Genomic DNA, 17351 nt, shown 5'->3' on the forward strand with positions numbered 1-17351 from the left:
CGCTTAATGCGATGATGAGGTTGCAGCGTTCGCCTGATTTACGGCGTGAGACTTCCGGCCGTGCACCAGGCTGAAGATTGTGGGCACCAGGAACAGCGTGGCGCAGGTGACAAAGATCAGTCCGCCGATCACGGCGCGCCCCAGTGGCTGGTTCTGCCCGGGCTCGATCGCCATCGGCAGCATGCCGATGACCATCGCGAGCGCCGTCATCAGGACCGGACGAAACCGCGAACCGCCCGCCTCGAATGCCGCCGCCATGGCGTTCGCGCCCGCCGCCATTCGATCGCGGGCAAAGCTGATCACCAGAATGCTGTTGGCGGTCGCCACCCCCATGCACATGATCGCGCCGGTGAGTGCGGGAACCGAAAGCGTCGTTCCGGTCCCGAACAGAATCCAGACGATGCCGGCCAATGCAGTCGGCAGCGCCATCACGATGACGAAGGGATCGACCCAGGACTGAAAGTTGATGACGATCAGCAAATAGATCAGCACGATCGCTGCCGCGAGACCGACGAACAGCTGCTGATAGGCGCTGGTCATCGTGCTCACCTGGCCCCGCAGCACGACGCTCGCGCCCTGGGGCAGATCCTTTGCCGTGTCGTGGATCGCCTTTTGAATGTCGGACGCGAGCGCACCGAGATCGCGTCCCTGGGGGGTCGCAAAAATGTCGATCACTGGCTGAACGTTGTAGTGCGACACGACGGCGTTGCTGTTGGTGCGTTGGACTTGCGCCAGGCCGCCAAGGAGCTGGGTGTTGGCGGCGGTGGCGGACGTCACCGGAATGTTTTGCAGGCCGGTCATGGTGTTGATGTCGCGCTGCGGCGTCTGAACCGAGACCGCGTAGGAAACGCCGTTGGCCGGGTTCAGCCAATAGGTTGGGGCCGACTGCGAGCTTCCCGACAGCGTCGTCAGCATGGCGGTGGCGACGTCCTTTTCGGTAAGGCCGGCAAGCGAGGTCAGCGAACGGTCGACATTGACGTCGAGGGTCGGCTGCTGAAACGCCTGCTGGATGCGCGCATCGGCGATGCCCGGGATCGCTTTGACCTTCGTCAGCAGTGCATTGGCATATTTGCGATTTGCCACGAGATCCCTGCCGGCGATCTGGAGGTCGATGGGCGCCGGGACACCAAAATTCAGCACCTGGCTGACGATATCGGCCGGCAGGAAGGCAAAGCTCGTACCCGGAAACTGCTGCGGCAGTTTCTCGCGCATGGTCTTGATGTAGTCGTCGGTCGGCGCATGATTGGGCTTGAGGCTGATCAGGATGTCCGCGTCGCCGACGCCGATGGTGCCGGAATTGTTATAGGCCATGTTGATGCCCGAGACCGTGAGCCCGATATTGCTCACGATGCCGTCGAGCTCGTTTGATGGAATGATGCCGTGAATCGCGGTCCCGACCCGGTCGGTCAGGCTCGTTGTTTCCTCGATCCGCGTTCCCGTCGGGGCGCGGATATGAAGTTTTATCTGGCCGCCGTCCACGGTCGGGAAGAAGTCCTGGCCGAGGTAGGGCGCAAGGCCGAACGACAAGACGCTGAAGACCAGGAAACCGGCGATCACCTTGACCCGGTTCCGCAGACACAGCTGCAGCAGGCCCTGATAACCGTTGCGGATGTTTTCGAACACATGTTCGAAGCCGCGCTGGAAGCGGGCCAGCGGATTGCGGCTGTTGGCGTGACCAGCCTCGTCAGTCGAGCCGTGGACGTGTTGATTGCGCAGGAGATAGTTTGCCAGCGTCGGCACCAGCGTGCGCGACAGTACGTAGGAAGCGGCAAGTGCCAGCATCACCGCCTCGGCAAGCGGCCGGAACAGGTAACCGGCGACGCCGCCAAGCCCGAACATCGGCACGAAGGCGATGCAAATGCAGAGCAGCGACACGGTCGCCGGCACCACGATCTGGTGCGCGCCATCGAGAATCGCGGGCTCGATCTCCTTGCCCTGCTCGAGATGCCAATTGATGTTTTCGATGGTGACGGTCGCGTCGTCGACCAGGATGCCGACCGCGAGCGCCAGACCGCCGAGCGTCATGACGTTGATGGTCTCGCCCAGCAGCGAAAGCCCGGTCAGCGCGGCCAGGATCGCCAGCGGAATCGAGAGCGTGATGATGAGCGTCGAGCGCCAGCTGCCGAGGAACAGCAGGATCATCATCCCCGTCAGCACCGCCGCGATCACGCCTTCCCTGACGACGCTGGATACTGCGTCGGTCACGAAAACCGATTGATCGCCGACCGCCGTCAGCTTCAGGTTGCCGGGAAGCGTCTTGGACACCGAGGGCAGCAGGTTCTTGACGCCATTGATGATGTCGAGCGTCGAACTTGTGCCGGCCTTCATGATGGTCAGCAGCACGGCGCTGGCGCCGTTGACGTGAACGGCGTTGGTCTGCGGCGGACTGCCGTCATGCACATAGGCCACGTCGCGCATATAGATGACGGTGCCATTGACGGTCTTGATCGGGAGGTCGTTGAAGGCTTCGACCGCCTTTGGCGAGTCGTTCAGGTTGACGGTGTATTCGTATGAGCCGATTTTCTGGGTTCCAACCGGCGTAATCAAATTCTGCAGCGAAAGCGCGTTGATGACGTCGTTCGCCGACACGCCATATTGATGCAGCGCCTGCTGGTTGAGGTCGGCCTGGACCTGGCGCACCTTGCCGCCGAACGGGAGCGGCAGCGCGGCACCGGGAACCGGAGCCAGCGCCGGGCGGATGAAATTCAGCGCCGAGTCGAAAATCTGGGTTTCGGACATCTGGTCGCTCGAGAGCGCGAGCTGCAGAATCGGGACGCTCGAGGCATTGAAGCTCAGGATCAGCGGCGGCGTGATGCCCGGCGGCATCTGCTTCAGCACGGTCTGCGACATGCCGTTGACCTGCGCCAGCGCGGCATTGATGTTCACGGTCGGCTGAAAAAAGATCTTGATGATCCCGTAGTTCACGATCGACTGGGATTCGATATGCTCGATATCGTTGACGCTGTTGGGCAGCGACCGCTCGTAGAACGTGACGATGCGGCCGGCCATATCGTCGGCCGGCAGGCCGGTGTAGCTGAACACCACGCTTATGACGGGGATGTTGATGTTCGGGAAGATGTCGGTCGGCGTCCGCAGCGCCGACGCCGTGCCGAAGATCAGGATCAGCACCGCCATGACGACGAATGTATACGGCCGCCGCAAGGCGAGCCGAACGATTCCGATCATAACGCTCTCCCAGGTGATAAACGATGCGTTGTCGCGGTAGCCGCCGATTCTTAGGACCGCCTTAGCGCCCGCAACCCACCTGCCCTCTCGCGGCCTCGCGAGGTGCAATCTTCCAATCGACAAGTCGGAATCTAGGGTTGAGTTTCGCATTCGTAAAATGCATTCTCTTCATCATCACATGCGTGTTTTGAATTGTGGTGGAGTTCCAGTCGCTTGACCAAGACGATGCCCAAGCTGGCCGCGATCGATCTGAATCTGCTGGTGGTGTTCGACGCCATCATGCGGGACCGATCGGTGACCCGGGCGGGGCAGCGACTGGGGCTCAGTCAGCCCGCGATGAGCCATGCGCTCACCCGACTGCGTCACATGTTGAAGGACGAATTGTTCGTCCGGAGCCCGAACGGAATGGCGCCGACCCCGCGGGCCGAGGAGCTCGCCACGCCGATCCGGGTCGCCCTCGACGGATTGCAACAATCGCTGGAACCGATGCAGTTCGATGCGTCAAAGGCGACGGCAACATTCCGCATTGCTGTCGATAATTATGCGGCCATCGTTCTGGTGGCGCCGATCGCGGCACATGTCGCCAGGACTGCTCCTGGAGTGAGGCTGGATTTCCGGCCCAGTGGCACGTTGGACGTTCTCGAACAGCTCGATCGAAGCGAACTGCATTTGGCGATCGGTCCGCCCGGCGTCCAGGGCGAGCGATTTTCTCTCAGGCGCTTGCTGCAGGATCGATTCGTCGTTGTGCATCGCAAGGGTCATCCGGCGGCGAGAGAACCGGAATTCTCGACGGAGAAGCTGGCAACTCTCGCCCAACTGGAAATTTCGTCTGCTCAATTTGGACCTGATTTTATTGGCGCGGGCTTCGGAAAATCAAAGCCTGCCCTGAAGCCAGCCATGCGCGCGCCGTTCCTGTCAGCGGCGCAGATACTGGCGTCATCGGATCTGGTATCGGTGCTTCCGCTCAACGTCGCCAAAAGCTTAGTAAAGTCTCACCAGCTTGCTTTCCGTCAACTATCGCGCCCGCCCAAACCGGTCGAAGCCGCCACGATTTGGCTGCGCCGGCTAGACAACCAGCCTGCGCATGCGTGGCTGCGGGAAGTTATCGACCGTGTCGCCAACGACTTCCGTGCTACATAAATCCTCCAGCAATCCAACAAAAACCACCTGAACAAGCGGGCAAATTGCCAAATGTCCGCCTTGCACCGAACGCAGACGCTAGACCACCCGCTCGATGTGAACGCAGCGGCAGTCCATCTCGTAGTCGAGCCCGACCACCGGCGGCCGGTTGAAATGCCAGGTCAGGCCGCACCTCAACACGCCGCGGCGGCCGAGTTCGCTCTCTAGAATCGAATAGACGTCCTGCACGGTATAGAGCTGCACGCTGGTCGTCTGTTTCCAGGTGCCGCCGAACGCGCCCATGCGGCGCTCCATTTCGTCGAGCACCCATTTTGCTTTTGCCAGCATGCCGGCCGGACTGGTGTCGCCGGGGCTGACGATGTGGTCGCGGTAGTTCGCCTTGCCTTCGACGGACTCGCCGCTCCCGGCAATGACGAAGGATTGCGGCGCGTGCGCTGCCGGCACGGCGTAGGCGAACGCGTGGAAGCATGGCTCGGCGGGTGGATCGATTTTCGGGCAGACATTGCTGCGCGCCACTGGATTGACGCCATCCTTCATGACACCCCATTCGATCAGCGTCTTGATGTAGATCTCGTTGAAGGCTCGAAAACCTTCTTCGGTGAACGGCGCCGGCGAGCGCAACTCGCAGGCGCCAAAGGCGGTCAGCGGACGCCCGGCCGCTTTGAGGATTTTCGCGATCCGCTCAAAACCCGCCTTCAGCGGCACTGGATCGGCGAAGCGCACCCGCTCGATGGTAAAGCCGGCAAGTGCTGCGATGCCGCAGGAGTACTGGCTGACGCCCGGCACGAAACGGTAGCCACTGTGTTCAGCTTCAACGGTCTCGATCATGACGCCTCTTTGCTGCGGCGGACAGGTCGCGCCTGCAATGACTGTGGCGCGAGTTGCCGCGTTCGGCTACCTCTCTTCATCACAATTGCGGCGACAGTGCACTGGATTCGTCCACGCCTGCGCGTGACCGTGGCAGGAGAAGCCGAATGAAACCGAGCTCGCTTTTTCGTTTGCTGGCCCTGATCGGTGCTGCCGCCCTGTCGACGGTCGGGGCAGCCTCTGCCGCCGATGTGCACGTGATGATCTCGGCCGGCTTTCACGGGGCCTATTCGGAGCTCGGCCCGGCTTTCGAGCGCGCCAGCGGTCACCATCTGGTCACGACGCGCGGTCCGTCGATGGGCGACTCGCCGGAGGCGATCCCCGCCCGGCTCGCCCGAGGCGAAGCCGCCGATGTCGTGATACTGGATGGCGGCGCCGCCGACGAGTTGGGCAGACGCGGACTGGTGCGCCCCGACAGCAAGATCGAACTCGCGCGCTCGCTGGTCGGCATGGTCGTGCGCGAAGGGGCTGTAAAGCCTGACATCGCCACGGTCGAGGCCTTCCGCAATACGCTGCTGGCGGCAAAGTCCATCGCGTATTCGGACAGCGGCAGCGGCAATTATCTGTCGACGACATTGTTTGCAAAGCTCGGCATCGCCGACCAGATCGCGGGCAAGAGCCGAAAAGTGCGCGGACCGCCGTCCGGCGAGCCGGTGGCGAACGTTGTCGCGCGTGGCGAGGCGGAGATTGGATTCCAACAGGTCGCCGAGCTGATCCATGTCGCTGGAGTTACCTATGTCGGGGCGATCCCGGCCGAACTCCAGCCGATGTTTTCTTTCGCCGGCGTGCTCACCAGTACGGTCCGCGAGCCCGAGGCGGCCTGCGCCCTGCTCCGCTTCCTCGCCTCGCCCGAGGCCGCGCCCGTGATCTCGAAGGCCGGGCTGATGCCGCCCTCGGCTCGCTGATGCGCAATCGGATTGCGCCAATCCGCGACTTGTCGTTGCGGCGAATGCCGGAACTCATCGTATGGTCATGCGCGTTGGAATGGTGCGTCAGCGATCATGATCATTTCCCGATGCGAACTTCTGGCAACGTGAGCTCGAGGGAAGCCTAGAAGCGCTCCGGTATCTGGGAGCACCGGAGTGGATTATCACATTCGTGCTGAAAGCCCGGTCGGCCCGGTCGGCGATGTACCGATTGCGTTCACGACTTCGCTGGCGCCGCGGCAAGCTCAATCCATAGGTTGCTGGCTTGCCTCACTTCATCAGCCCCTCGACCTCGCTCCGAAATGCCTGCCGCGCCCCGTCGCGCGAGTAGAACATGTGGCCGCCGGGATAGACGGCGAGTTTCACCCTGACGGGGCCGGCAAAGGCCGGCAGCTGGTCGAGGATGATCTTTGAGGCGAAGTAAGGTGTGGCGAGGTCGAACAGCCCGTGCCCGACCAGCAATTTCATCTTCGGGTCGAGCGCCAGAATCTGCCGCAGCTGGGAAACCGACTCGGCCGGATTTTGCCCGCGGCCGAAATCCCAGGCCTTGTTCACGGTGTCGCTGAGCAGTTGGTAGGACCCATCCGGCCGCCAGTTGAGCTTGCGCGTGGTGAGATCGACGGCCGCGCTGGTCAGGGGCGCCAGCAGTGAATCGCCGGATGGATCGCCGAAATGAAAGTAGCTCGAATCCGGATAGGGATCGAAGCCTTCGACCGACGCATCGTAACGACCGGTCACCTTGCCGTTGCGCCGGTCAAACTCGCGGCGGAATTCGCCGACCTCGAAACGCCCGGCAAGCCTGCGGCTCACGGCCTGGTCGATGCCGGTCAAGGCCGCCACCTTGTCGGCAAGCCGCGTCGTGGCCTCGGTGTCCGCCAGTCCCTTGACGAGGTCGACCAGAAATTCGCCCTGCGCGTAGCGTTCGACGTCGGCGAGATCGTTCCGCGTCACGGGCCCCTTGGCTTCGCGCGCCACCGCCGCCATGGTGGGAAGGCTCGTCATATATTGCAGCATGCTCGATCCCTGATATTCGCGGAAGTCGAGCACCGGCGACACCAGGATCAGCCCTCGCACGCCGACGCCCTGCTGGGTCTGCAGGTTGTGAACCACCTTGGGTCCGCGGATGCCGCCATAGCTTTCGCCGGCAACGAATTTCGGCGACAGCAGACGGTCGTATTTTTCCAGCCAGCGCCGGATCACCAGCGCGATCGAACTGACATCGCCATCGACGGAGAAGAACCGCTTGCGGACATCCTCGCCCGAGGCGACGAAGCGGCTGTAGCCGGTGCCGACGGGATCGATGAAGACGAGATCGGTGAAGTCGAGCCACGTCTCGGCATTGGGCAGCAAGTCCGGCGAGGCGGAAGCGACCGCCCCATCGCCGCCGATCGACAGCCGCCATGGGCCGGCATCGCCGAGCTGCAGCCAGGCCGAGGACGCGCCGGGCCCGCCATTGAACAGGAACGTGACCGGCCGGTTGGCCTTCTCGGTGCCGTCGAGCTGGTAGGACGTGTAGGCGATATCGGCCTGCGGCTCGCCCTTGTCGTCGAAGAGGCGGATCGAGCCCGCGGTCGCCGTAAAGGCCAGCGTGCGCCCGGGCAGCGCGAGCGTCTGTTTTGTCGTCGAATCCGGCGGCAGGCGATGTTGCTCGGCGGGCGGCGGCGTCGTGGCGGCATTGCCGCGCCCCGCTCCGCCCTTTTGACCTGAAGGCGTGGGCGTCGCCGCGGGTTGCGGCTTGGGCGTCTCCTGCTCATCGTCGGCCCGCGCTCCGGCGGCGAGGGACAGCGCCAGCAGCGCGACGCCGATGCGCGCCGCAAAACCGATAGCCATGTACTTCACTCCCTGGATCCCGCGATCAGGCGGCGCCGGTGGCGCCGGCCGCGAGTTGTAGCCCAAAACTGCGACAGCTTGGCGGCGCCCGCAAGGGCCCACGGACCATCTCGACAAGCCCGGCCAAGCTGTATAGACGAGCGCGGCGCGCCCAGTACCCGCGCGCGAGATGAGTACGCCGCCCCATGACCCGCCCCAAGCGATATGACCGGATCGCCTTCGTAGCGAGCGCTGGCACCGAGGCGCAGGCGGCGCTGGCGCAGCTGACCAGCCTCTACGGCAATCACCACGCCGACGATTCCGACGTCGTGGTGGCGCTCGGCGGCGACGGCCTGATGCTGCAGACGCTGCACGCCCACATGCGCTCGGGCAAGCCGATCTATGGCATGCATCGCGGCACCGTCGGCTTCCTGATGAACGAATTCACGACTCACGACCTGCACACCAGGCTGGCTGCCGCGCGCGAATCCCTGATCCACCCGCTGTTGATGCGCGCCACCGACGCCCATGGCGCGGTGCATCTGCATCATGCCATCAACGAAGTCGCGCTGTTTCGCCAGACCTATCAGGCCGCGCGCCTGCGCATCCTGATCGACGAGCACGAACGGATGGCGGAATTGATCGCCGACGGCATCCTGGTGGCGACGCCGGCCGGCTCGACCGCCTATAATCTTTCCGCGCAGGGACCGATCCTGCCGATCAACGCGGCGCTGCTGGCCTTGACCCCGATCAGCGCGTTCCGGCCGCGGCGCTGGCGTGGCGCCCTGCTCCCGAATACCGCTTTCGTGGTGATCGAGGTGCTCGAGGGGGAGAAGCGCCCGGTCGCGGCGGTCGCCGACCATGACGAGGTGCGCGACGTCCGCCGCGTCGAGGTGCTGTCCGACAAGACGATCTCGATGCGGATGTTGTTCGACCCCGGCCACAGCCTCGAAGAGCGCATTTTGCGCGAGCAGTTCGGGCACTAGTCTGGTCGTCCCCCGCGGCCCCTGTTGGCAGCCTTTGGCAACCATTCGTTAACCCGCGCCGCGATATGGTTAACGCCGGGTATACCGTTTGGCCGGGTATGCCCTTCGGGGCCGGACCATGTATCGCATCGACTTCAACAAGCTGCGATTTCTGATTTGCGACGACAATCCGCATATGCGCCGCATCCTGCGGACGCTGCTGCATTCGTTCGGCGCGCGCGAGGCCTATGAGGCCGAGGACGGCGCCACCGCGCTCGAAATGTACAGCCATTACGTGCCCGATATCGTCATCACCGACTGGTCGATGCCGATCTTCGACGGGCTTGAGCTTGCGCAGATGATCCGGCAGCCGGAATCCAAGGGTAACCCGTACGCGCCGATCATCATGCTGACCGGGCATTCGGAAAAGCGGCGCGTGACCGTGGCGCGCGACGCTGGCGTCACAGAGTTTTTGGCCAAGCCGATCTCGGCCAAGGGCCTTTATCAGCGTATCCTCAACGTTGTCGCCAATCCGCGGCCCTTCATCAAGACCAAGACCTATTTCGGTCCGGACCGCCGGCGCAACACCAACAACGCCTATATCGGTCCCGAGCGCCGCATCGGCGGCGAAGTGGAAGTCATGCAGCAGCCGTCGCTGCTGGACAAGGCGCGATCCAGCGTTTAGCGCGCGAGCTTCGTTAAGGAGATCACCATGGCAAAAGAACAGCCGGGCAAGCTACAGGTCAAAAGCTTCGCCGATCATCATGTGATTACGCAACCCAATCCGCTGCGCAAGGTATTGCTCCGCGTCCCCGAAAGCGATCTCGACGATCCCGTCGGACGCGCCGAGAAGGCGTTGGCCGGCCTGTCCGGCGAATTCAAGAACTGGATGGCGATCGAAGCCGACCGGCTCTCCGCGGCCCACGCCGCCGTGCTGCACGACGGCTTCACCGACGAGGCCCGCGAAGAGCTGTTTCGCGCCGCCCACGACATCAAGGGCGACGCCGCTACGTTCGGCTTCCCTTCTGCGGGCGCCGCCGCCGAGAGCCTGTGCCGCATCATTGAGCATGCTCCCGATCTCGCCGCCGTGCCGGCGAACCTGATCGCGCATCACATCAACGCCATTCAGGCCATCGTGCGCGAGCGCACCAAGCTCGACACCGCCGTGACGGCGAGTGCGCTGAGCAAGCAGCTCCGCGGCATCGCGGACGTATTCCTCACCCACGCCAATCGCGACCGTCCCGAGCACCTCGAAGCCATCCTCGCGCCGAGCATCGTTCCGGCGGAGTGATCCGTCGTCCCTGCGAAAGCAGGGACCCATACGCCGCGGCTTATCCGTGAAGCGATGTGGTAATTGCCTTTTTCAACAATTGGCGACGGTGGCTATTGGTCCCTGCTTTCGCAGCGACGACAGCTGATATGTTGCTGGAGTTTCGCCTACGCCGCGATCAGATCGTGCTCCGGCGGCGCTATCGCCTCTTCGGCGATCAGCTCGTCGCAGAACGTGCGGGCTTCTTCCCTCGCCGATTCCGTCGCAAAGCGGCGCAGCAGGATCAATAGCGGCTCGGCGGCCTGCCGATCGGTTTCGCAATGGGTCAGCACGCGCTCGACCATGCGGCGGCGCAGCCGCGCCGCGCCTCCAACCGTGTCGACATAACCGGTTTCGTGGCTGACCTCGAGCGCCACCCTGAACGCCGCGAAAGTCGACTCCGGGAAACCGGCGCGGATCAACAGCGCCTGCAGGCTGGCGCCGCCGCGGTCATGCAGCAGCGCGGTGACGCGGGCGTGCGGCAGGCCTGATAATTCGGCGAGCGAAGCATCGAACAGTTCGAGATTGCCCGACAACAGCGCGCGCAGGATCAATCCGGCGGTCAACTGCCCGCTGGCGCGCAGGTGCCGCACCAGGCCCTGCATGTCCTCGCCGCGCGAGCGCGCCGCGATGTTGACGGTGGAGCGCTCGCGCGCCTCGCCGGCAACCCGCTCCGCCCGGTCGGCGCTCAGCCAGTTGCGGGCGACGACGAATTGCGCCAGCGTGTCGGAGAGCTTTGCCACCAGCGCCAGCCGCGTCGCGGCCGGCAGGCCTTCCAGCACCAGCATCGATTCCCGGATCGCAGCGAGATGGCCGTGACGCTCGACGATGCGGTCCCAGGAGAATGGCGCCAGCTCCGCATAAGCATTTTCGATCAGTTCGAGTGCTGCGGCCGGTGAGCCGACTTCGGCGATCGCTGCACTGACGGATGTCGGCAGATTGATGCGGCGGGCGATCGCGCATTGCGTCTCGCTATTGCCGGTAGCTACGATGTCGACGAGGTCGGCGTCGATCAAAAGGGGTGAATATTCGAGCACTGGGAGTGCGATCGAGGGCTGGTCGAGCGACAGCGCCTGCACGATGGCGGCCGGCGCCTCAGCGCTGCGCGCAAACACTTCCGCCATGGCCTGACGCACCAGCGGCGACGGATCGTCGAGCAGCATCAGAAGCGCGCCCTCGGCGCCGCCGCGATCGTCTTCTGAAAGATCTGAAATCAACCAGGCCCGCGCCAGCGACCGCGTCGCCTCGGCCCGCTCGCCCGCCGGAGCGGTACGAATCCAACTGATGAACTGCCGAACGATCATGGTCCTGCCGGCCTACGCAACCCGAAACGACACCGTGACGCGATGCCACTGTCATACAAAATAAACCATGACGCTTAACAAAGGGTTCACCATAAACGGCTGGTTTTATTGACGTTTTGTTAAGGGTGGGAGGGAGCCCGCGGCCTCTCGCGGAAGCGCTTGCCACTGGCTCGAACCTCATCCTGAGGAGCCGCGCATCTCGCGCGGCGTCTCGAAGGATGGCCGCGGGCGCTACCGGGGCCTCATGGTTCCCTCGGCGATGCGAAGCATCGTCCGGGAGACGGCGCGAGGACGCGCCTCCTCACCATGAGGAATCAGCTGCTGAACATCCCGCTGCGGTCGCTGAACAGATCGAGCCGGCCCGGCGGACGAACCTCGGGGGTCTGTCCGGACAGCGACGACACAGGCGTTGCCGACGCGACTACCGAGGTCAGTGACGACGAGTTGCCCCACAATTCCTGCACCGCCGGCGAAATCGGCTGGGTGCGATCGCCGGCCTGGAACAGCGATCGGAAGATCGGATTGGGCTGCGCCGAAGCGGTCTGCGATGTCGCGGAGACCGGCGTCACGGCGCGCGAATCCGGAAAGCTCGAAAGATACGCGGCGCTGTCGATCGACAGCGCGGGCGTCGGCACGGCGCTCGCGAGCGCAATCCCCTTTTGCGGATCGCCGCCGAGCGCAGCAAACGCCGTGCGCGTGTCCCTGGAATTGGCCGCACCGGCGTAGCGCGAACTCAGCACCGAATAGACGTCGGAGACGCTGCGCGCGTTGCCTGATCGATCATAGAAGATCGAGCGGTTCGCCGCAGCGGCGTTGGGAAACATCCGCGCCGCTGAGGCTTGCGGATTGTCTTCGGCGTTCGAGATCAATTTTGCGGCGCCGCCTACGCCCATGAAATGCGCCATATACAATTCAGCGTCGGTCGGACGACGGCCGATCTTGCCGGTCAGCTTAAAACTGTTGGACTGGCTCAGCACCCCCGCCATCGAGGACGCGGCGTCGGGATCGTCGCGCAGCTTCATGATCGCGGCCCGCGCGGTCGGATCGCTGACCGAATAGCCGCCGTCGCCGTTCTTGCTGATGGCGTCGGCATATTTGCCGTAGCCAAGCTGGCTGCCCGCTTCCTTGACCGTACCGAGCCAGGTCTGGTCGATGAATTGAAAGAGCCCGTGCGCCGACGAGGTCGAGGCGCCGGCCTTCGGATTGAAGTTGGATTCCATCCTGGCGGTGGTGAGCAGATATTCGAAGCTGGCACCGGTGCTGGAGGCGGCCTGCTTGATGGAGCCCGCAATCTTGAGACGTGTTGGGTCGACACCTGCCGCAGCCGTGGCGTTTGTTGTGTCGACCGACATGTCCTTGGTGCCCCGCTCCTCGCGAAACGACCGCGCGGCCTGTGCGCACTGGCAATCAGCGCCTAATACCGCGCCACCCTGGGACAATTATGGTTAATGGCGGGTTAACGAACGCGCCTCCCCCGGTACCTTACGGCTGGGCTTCGTAATAGCGGGCCACCTGGTCGATCTCTTCGGCCGTCATCTGGCGGGCGATGTTGCGCATCTGCTGGCTGATGTCGTTGCGGCGGGTGCCGGACGCAAACGCGTGCAACTGCGCCTTGATGTAGACCGCGGACTGGCCGCCGAGCCACGGGCTGCCGGCCTTGTTGTCGATGTCGCCATGACAGGAGCCGCAGGGCGGGATATTACGCATCGGCGCCCCCGTGACCACGATCGGCGGCGCCGCAAGCTCTGCATCCAGCTGGTTCGACGGCACCCGCGGCAAATAGGCGTAATAGGCCGCGATATCCAGCGTGTCCTGGTTGCTCATGTTCACGGCGAAAGGACTCATGACCACGTTGACCCGTGCGCCGGTCTTGAAATCGTTCAGTTCCTTGTAGGTCACCGCGGCAAACTGCCCGGCGAGGTTCGGCGAATTGGCGTCGCTGACGCCCTGCGGCCCGTGGCAGATCGCGCAGCGTTGCGCCAGCGTCGCACCGCGGCCGATTGAGACCTGATTTGACCTTGTCAGCATCTCCGACGTCATCACGACATTGGAGGTCTTGAAATCGGGCTGGATGGGATTGCCTTGCGAGGACGCGCGCGGGACGCCTGCGGCGCTGCAGATCGCGTCCCATATGCCGCTAAGCTTCAGATCGGGCTGCGCCAGCGGCAGCCAGATCAGGCCGGCCAGCGCGGCAAGCACCGCGATGGCGGCCGTGACGCCGACGCTGAGGCCGAACCAGGGATTGCGAACCGAGAACAGCTTTTGCTCGCTCATCGGCTGGCTCCGACATAGACCGCGGGCACGTTAGTTTCGTTCAGCACCATCAATTGTGCGATCGGATAGCCGTAGTTCACAACGGTGAGGCCGATCATCAAGGCGAGCCAAAGCCCAAAGGAATTGAGCGCAACCGGAATCCGCGCCGGCATGTGCAAGGGCACGCTGAAGCGATAGGCGCCCGCGTCGCTCGCCGGCGCCCTCTGGCCGCGGATCAGTACGATCAGAAACAGGGCGCCCGACGTCAGCAGCATCAATCCGCCGACCGTCGACATCGACACCGAAAACGCCTGCGGCGAGATCGCGGGATTGGCATAGTCATAGAACGCCATGCGGCGCGGCATGCCGAGAATCCCGACGTAATGCCACGGGAACGTGGTGACGATCATGCCGATGAACCACAGCCAAAGCTGGGTTCGCATCAGCCCAAAACTTTCCAGCGCGCGGCCGGCGAGATGCGGCCACAGATCATAGGCGATCGCGAAATACATGATGACGATGGCGCCACCGAAGATCAGGTGGAAGTGCCCGGTGATCCATTGCGTGTTGTGGACGCTGGCGTCGAGTTGATAGCTCATATTGATCAGCCCGCCGGCGCCGCCGAAACCGAGCATCACCAGCGACAGCGCGGTCGCCAGCAGGATCGGGTTTTGCCAGGGCAGCGCCCTCACCCATCCGAACGCCCCGCTCCCGCCGCGCAGGCGGCTCGCGATCTCCGCGGACGCGCAGATGGTGAACACCGTCAGCAGCGTCGGCAGTGCCACAAGCCCGGTGAACACCGAATGCATGAACTTGAAGCCGGCGCCGACCTGCGGATCGGCAAACAGATGATGCACGCCGATCGGCATCGCCACCACCACGAACATGATGAAGGAGATCCGCGCCATGGCGTCGCTGTAAAGCCGGCCGCCGATCGCGCGCGGGAAGATGGTGTAATAGGCGATGTAGGTCGGGATCAGCCAGAAATAGACGATGGCATGCAGTGTCCAGGAGAAGAACACCCGCGCCAAACCAGCGTCAATGGTGGATTTGAGGCCGAGCGCCACCGGCAAGATCTGGAAGATGATTTCCAGCGCCGCACCGACCGCGGTCCAGCCCCAGAGATAGGAGCCCGCGACGTTGGCGAACATCGCCAGCGGCACTGGTTTGTCCGGATTCTCGCGCTTCCAGACCGCCATGTTGATCGGCATCAGCGCGACCCAGATCCATGAGCCGACCACGACCATGACCACGCCGATGTAATAGAAGGGATTGCCGACCATCGGCGGATAGAAGGTGTACAACACGGACGCGAGGCCCAGCGAAACCGGGATCATCGCCACGACGGCGCCGACGGCGACCAGAAAGAAGCCCGCCCACGCCCAGCGGCGACCGACCAGCGGCTTCTCCAGCGAAGCCTCGGTGATGGCGTAACCGAATCCCATCGCGATCAGGGTCGGAAACACGTAGCCCATCGCCGAGCCATGCGCGGTGACCGAGCGATAGTAAAACTCCGGATTGAAGTGCCATGCATTGAGCGGGCTGCGCTCAAACATCTGCCACGCGCCGAGCACCAAGGCGGCGCCGAACACGATGAAGGCGAGCCAGAAATGCGAAAGAATCAGCCGCTTGTTAGTCAACACAGGTCAGCCTCCGCTTCGCCGCCGTCATGTTGAGAAATGCTGTCTTGTCAACGACCTGGACCTTACCCCACATGCCCTGATGCCCGATGCCGCAGAACTCCTGGCACGGCATGACGTGCTCGCCCACAGCCTTGAAGCGGATCGGCAGGACCGAAACATAGCCCGGCACCAGCATGGTGTTGATATTGGTGCCCTCGATCAGCAAGCCGTGTACGACGTCGGCGCTGGTGGCGCGAAGATTGATCGGGGTTTCCGAAGGCACCACCACGCATTGCGGCGTGAAGGAATATTGCTGCCCGATCGCGCGCACGGTGACCGAGCCGTCGGCCTCGACCGCGCTGCCGAGATTGCTTTCGATGAATTCGCCGGACAGATGCAACGTCCTGGGATCGGCGGTCTCGACACGGCCCTGCGGCATCGTCGCCTGATGGATGCCGATGAAAGTCGCCATACCGACGAGAATGCCGACGATCACGATCGACAGCGTGGCCCATCGCCGCTCAATGCGGGCCGCGACCGCCTCGCCGATGCCGTGATCGGTCTCAACAGCCATTGTCAGACGCTCCGCGGCAGGAAGACCAGCAAATAAAACGCAAACCACAGCGCGAGCACAACGGCAGTCGCCACACCGGCCACCGCCACTGCGCCGCTCGGACCGGCACGGACGATGGTCTCGACCGCTTCGTCTTCGGAGCCGGGTGTAGCCGCCTGCGTCGAGGATGAATTGATCATGACACGCCTTTTAGTTCAGGGTTGCCGCGCGCAGTTCGTTGGCCTGCCGCGCCGAAACGGGCTCGCCGCGATTGCCCCAGGACGTCCTGATGTAGGTCACGACCGCCGCGACCTCGTCGTCGGACAGCCGGTGCGCAAACGGCGGCATGCCATAGGGCATCGGATTGCCCGCCGTGCCCGGCGGATAGCCGCCATTGAGCACCATCCGGATCGCGTTCACAGCCGATACCATCTGGATCGACTGGTTGTCGGCGAGCGGCGGGTAATGCGGCGGCATGCCCAGCCCCACAGCGCCGTGGCAGCTGGCGCATTCGCGGTCGTAGATTTGCTTGCCCAGGCTGAGCAACAGGCTGCTCTCGGCCGACGGCAGTGGCACCGCCGGCTTCTCCGGCGAGGTGCCCTGCGCGAGCCCCTTCAGGTAGATCGCCATCGCGCGGATGTCGTCGTCGTTGAGATATTGCGTGCTGTTGTAGACAACCTCCGCCATCGGCCCGTACACCGCGCCGCGGGTCGATACGCCCTTGCGGAGATAGTCCGTGATCTCCTCGATGGTCCAATCGCCGAGGCCGGCTTCCTTGTTTTGGGTCAGCGACGGCGCGTACCAGTTCTGCATCGGGATCAGACCGCCCTCAAACGCCTGCGAATCCGAACTGCCGCCAAGCGCGTTGATCGCGGTATGGCACATCCCGCAATGGCCGAGGCCTTCGACCAGGTAAGCCCCCCGGTTCCACTCCGCCGATTTGGTCGGATCAGCTTTGAACTCGCCCTCCGTGAAGAACAGCGTGCGCCATCCGATGATCAGCGAGCGGTTGTTGAAGGGAAACGTCAGATCGTGCGGCCGGTTCGGCTGCTTCACCGGCGCAATCGAGCGTAAATAGGCATAGATCGCATCGCTGTCTTCGCGCGTCACCTTGGTATAGGAGGCGAACGGCATCGCCGGATAGACCAGCCCGCCATCCGGAAAACGTCCGTTGTGCATCATTCGAAAGAACTGATCGGACGACCACGTCCCGATACCAGTCTGCGGATCCGGCGTAATGTTCGACGTGTAGAGCGTGCCGAACGGAGTCTTCATCGGCAGGCCGCCGGCAAAGATCTTTCCTTCGCGCTCGGTGTGACAGGCGATGCAGTCGCCGGCGCGGGCGAGATATTCGCCTTTGGCGATCAGCGCGGTATCCTGCTGCGCCGTCACCGGCATGACGCCGAACAATAGCCAG

At 63.6% G+C, this 17351-nt stretch carries 15 protein-coding genes; 5 read left to right on the forward strand and 10 right to left on the reverse strand.

The genetic code is table 11. From position 1 onward, the window contains the following. Positions 1–3: 3 nt before the first annotated feature. A complete protein-coding gene (locus V1289_RS01850; RefSeq protein ID WP_334395388.1) occupies positions 4–3186 on the reverse strand; it encodes an efflux RND transporter permease subunit in 3183 nt (1060 codons plus the stop codon). A gap of 213 nt (positions 3187–3399) precedes the next feature. Between V1289_RS01850 and V1289_RS01855 the strand changes: the two genes are divergently transcribed. Then, positions 3400–4326 (forward strand): LysR family transcriptional regulator, encoded by a 927-nt coding sequence (locus V1289_RS01855; RefSeq protein WP_334395389.1) that lies wholly within the window; start codon positions 3400–3402, stop codon positions 4324–4326. Between the two features lie 78 nt (positions 4327–4404). Here the strand turns inward: V1289_RS01855 and cnbZ are convergent, their stop codons facing one another. Continuing rightward, complete coding sequence (gene cnbZ / locus V1289_RS01860) at positions 4405–5154, reverse strand: 2-amino-5-chloromuconate deaminase CnbZ (protein WP_334395390.1); 750 nt, start codon at positions 5152–5154, stop codon at positions 4405–4407. A gap of 146 nt (positions 5155–5300) precedes the next feature. On the opposite strand from cnbZ, the gene V1289_RS01865 reads away from it, so the two are divergent. Further along, positions 5301–6098 carry a substrate-binding domain-containing protein gene (locus tag V1289_RS01865; RefSeq protein ID WP_334395391.1) on the forward strand — a complete coding sequence of 266 codons (798 nt, stop codon included), beginning with the start codon at positions 5301–5303 and terminating at the stop codon, positions 6096–6098. A gap of 291 nt (positions 6099–6389) precedes the next feature. On the opposite strand, the gene V1289_RS01870 is transcribed toward V1289_RS01865, so the two are convergent. After that, positions 6390–7949 (reverse strand): S10 family peptidase, encoded by a 1560-nt coding sequence (locus V1289_RS01870; protein ID WP_334395392.1) that lies wholly within the window; start codon positions 7947–7949, stop codon positions 6390–6392. Positions 7950–8134: 185 nt separating this feature from the next. On the opposite strand from V1289_RS01870, the gene V1289_RS01875 reads away from it, so the two are divergent. The 3 genes from V1289_RS01875 to V1289_RS01885 all read left to right on the forward strand — a co-directional run bounded on the left by V1289_RS01875 (position 8135) and on the right by V1289_RS01885 (position 10184). Then, positions 8135–8914, forward strand: a complete 780-nt coding sequence (locus V1289_RS01875) for an NAD kinase (protein ID WP_074275390.1) — start codon at positions 8135–8137, stop codon at positions 8912–8914. Between the two features lie 118 nt (positions 8915–9032). Beyond that, complete coding sequence (locus V1289_RS01880; protein ID WP_074814934.1) at positions 9033–9578, forward strand: response regulator; 546 nt, start codon at positions 9033–9035, stop codon at positions 9576–9578. A gap of 27 nt (positions 9579–9605) precedes the next feature. Beyond that, positions 9606–10184 carry an Hpt domain-containing protein gene (locus V1289_RS01885; RefSeq protein WP_334395393.1) on the forward strand — a complete coding sequence of 193 codons (579 nt, stop codon included), beginning with the start codon at positions 9606–9608 and terminating at the stop codon, positions 10182–10184. 146 nt (positions 10185–10330) lie between these two features. Here the strand turns inward: V1289_RS01885 and V1289_RS01890 are convergent, their stop codons facing one another. From V1289_RS01890 to V1289_RS01920, 7 genes are all read right to left on the reverse strand, one after another. Beyond that, the gene (locus V1289_RS01890; RefSeq protein WP_334395394.1) at positions 10331–11506 is read right to left on the reverse strand and encodes a DUF2336 domain-containing protein; all 1176 of its coding nucleotides are present in this window, start codon (positions 11504–11506) and stop codon (positions 10331–10333) included. Between the two features lie 314 nt (positions 11507–11820). Continuing rightward, positions 11821–12858, reverse strand: coding sequence for a transglycosylase SLT domain-containing protein (locus V1289_RS01895; RefSeq protein ID WP_334395395.1), 1038 nt, complete (start codon positions 12856–12858; stop codon positions 11821–11823). Between the two features lie 130 nt (positions 12859–12988). Continuing rightward, complete coding sequence (locus V1289_RS01900; RefSeq protein WP_334395396.1) at positions 12989–13780, reverse strand: c-type cytochrome; 792 nt, start codon at positions 13778–13780, stop codon at positions 12989–12991. After that, positions 13777–15402, reverse strand: coding sequence for a b(o/a)3-type cytochrome-c oxidase subunit 1 (locus V1289_RS01905; protein ID WP_334395397.1), 1626 nt, complete (start codon positions 15400–15402; stop codon positions 13777–13779). Before V1289_RS01905 ends, V1289_RS01900 begins: the two co-directional genes overlap by 4 nt. Continuing rightward, the gene (locus V1289_RS01910) at positions 15392–15955 is read right to left on the reverse strand and encodes a cytochrome C oxidase subunit II (protein ID WP_334395398.1); all 564 of its coding nucleotides are present in this window, start codon (positions 15953–15955) and stop codon (positions 15392–15394) included. Before V1289_RS01910 ends, V1289_RS01905 begins: the two co-directional genes overlap by 11 nt. Before the next feature lie 2 nt (positions 15956–15957). After that, positions 15958–16134 (reverse strand): hypothetical protein, encoded by a 177-nt coding sequence (locus V1289_RS01915; RefSeq protein ID WP_334395399.1) that lies wholly within the window; start codon positions 16132–16134, stop codon positions 15958–15960. 10 nt (positions 16135–16144) lie between these two features. Then, positions 16145–17332, reverse strand: coding sequence for a c-type cytochrome (locus V1289_RS01920; protein ID WP_334407216.1), 1188 nt, complete (start codon positions 17330–17332; stop codon positions 16145–16147). Between the last annotated feature and the right edge of the window lie 19 nt (positions 17333–17351).

The sequence above is a fragment of the Bradyrhizobium sp. AZCC 2289 genome (genome assembly GCF_036924615.1).
Classification (GTDB): Bacteria; Pseudomonadota; Alphaproteobacteria; order Rhizobiales; family Xanthobacteraceae; genus Bradyrhizobium.

Excerpts from the sequence above, each read along its gene's own strand:
- V1289_RS01910 (WP_334395398.1), bottom strand. The coding sequence starts at position 15,955 with ATGGCTGTTGAGACCGATCACGGCATCGGCGAGGCGGTCGCGGCCCGC.
- V1289_RS01890 (WP_334395394.1), bottom strand. The coding sequence starts at position 11,506 with ATGATCGTTCGGCAGTTCATCAGTTGGATTCGTACCGCTCCGGCGGGC.
- V1289_RS01895 (WP_334395395.1), bottom strand. The coding sequence starts at position 12,858 with ATGTCGGTCGACACAACAAACGCCACGGCTGCGGCAGGTGTCGACCCA.
- V1289_RS01870 (WP_334395392.1), bottom strand. The coding sequence starts at position 7,949 with ATGGCTATCGGTTTTGCGGCGCGCATCGGCGTCGCGCTGCTGGCGCTG.
- V1289_RS01865 (WP_334395391.1), top strand. The coding sequence starts at position 5,301 with ATGAAACCGAGCTCGCTTTTTCGTTTGCTGGCCCTGATCGGTGCTGCC.
- V1289_RS01880 (WP_074814934.1), top strand. The coding sequence starts at position 9,033 with ATGTATCGCATCGACTTCAACAAGCTGCGATTTCTGATTTGCGACGAC.
- V1289_RS01885 (WP_334395393.1), top strand. The coding sequence starts at position 9,606 with ATGGCAAAAGAACAGCCGGGCAAGCTACAGGTCAAAAGCTTCGCCGAT.
- V1289_RS01920 (WP_334407216.1), bottom strand. The coding sequence starts at position 17,332 with ATGCCGGTGACGGCGCAGCAGGATACCGCGCTGATCGCCAAAGGCGAA.
- V1289_RS01900 (WP_334395396.1), bottom strand. The coding sequence starts at position 13,780 with ATGAGCGAGCAAAAGCTGTTCTCGGTTCGCAATCCCTGGTTCGGCCTC.
- cnbZ (WP_334395390.1), bottom strand. The coding sequence starts at position 5,154 with ATGATCGAGACCGTTGAAGCTGAACACAGTGGCTACCGTTTCGTGCCG.
- V1289_RS01915 (WP_334395399.1), bottom strand. The coding sequence starts at position 16,134 with ATGATCAATTCATCCTCGACGCAGGCGGCTACACCCGGCTCCGAAGAC.
- V1289_RS01850 (WP_334395388.1), bottom strand. The coding sequence starts at position 3,186 with ATGATCGGAATCGTTCGGCTCGCCTTGCGGCGGCCGTATACATTCGTC.
- V1289_RS01875 (WP_074275390.1), top strand. The coding sequence starts at position 8,135 with ATGACCCGCCCCAAGCGATATGACCGGATCGCCTTCGTAGCGAGCGCT.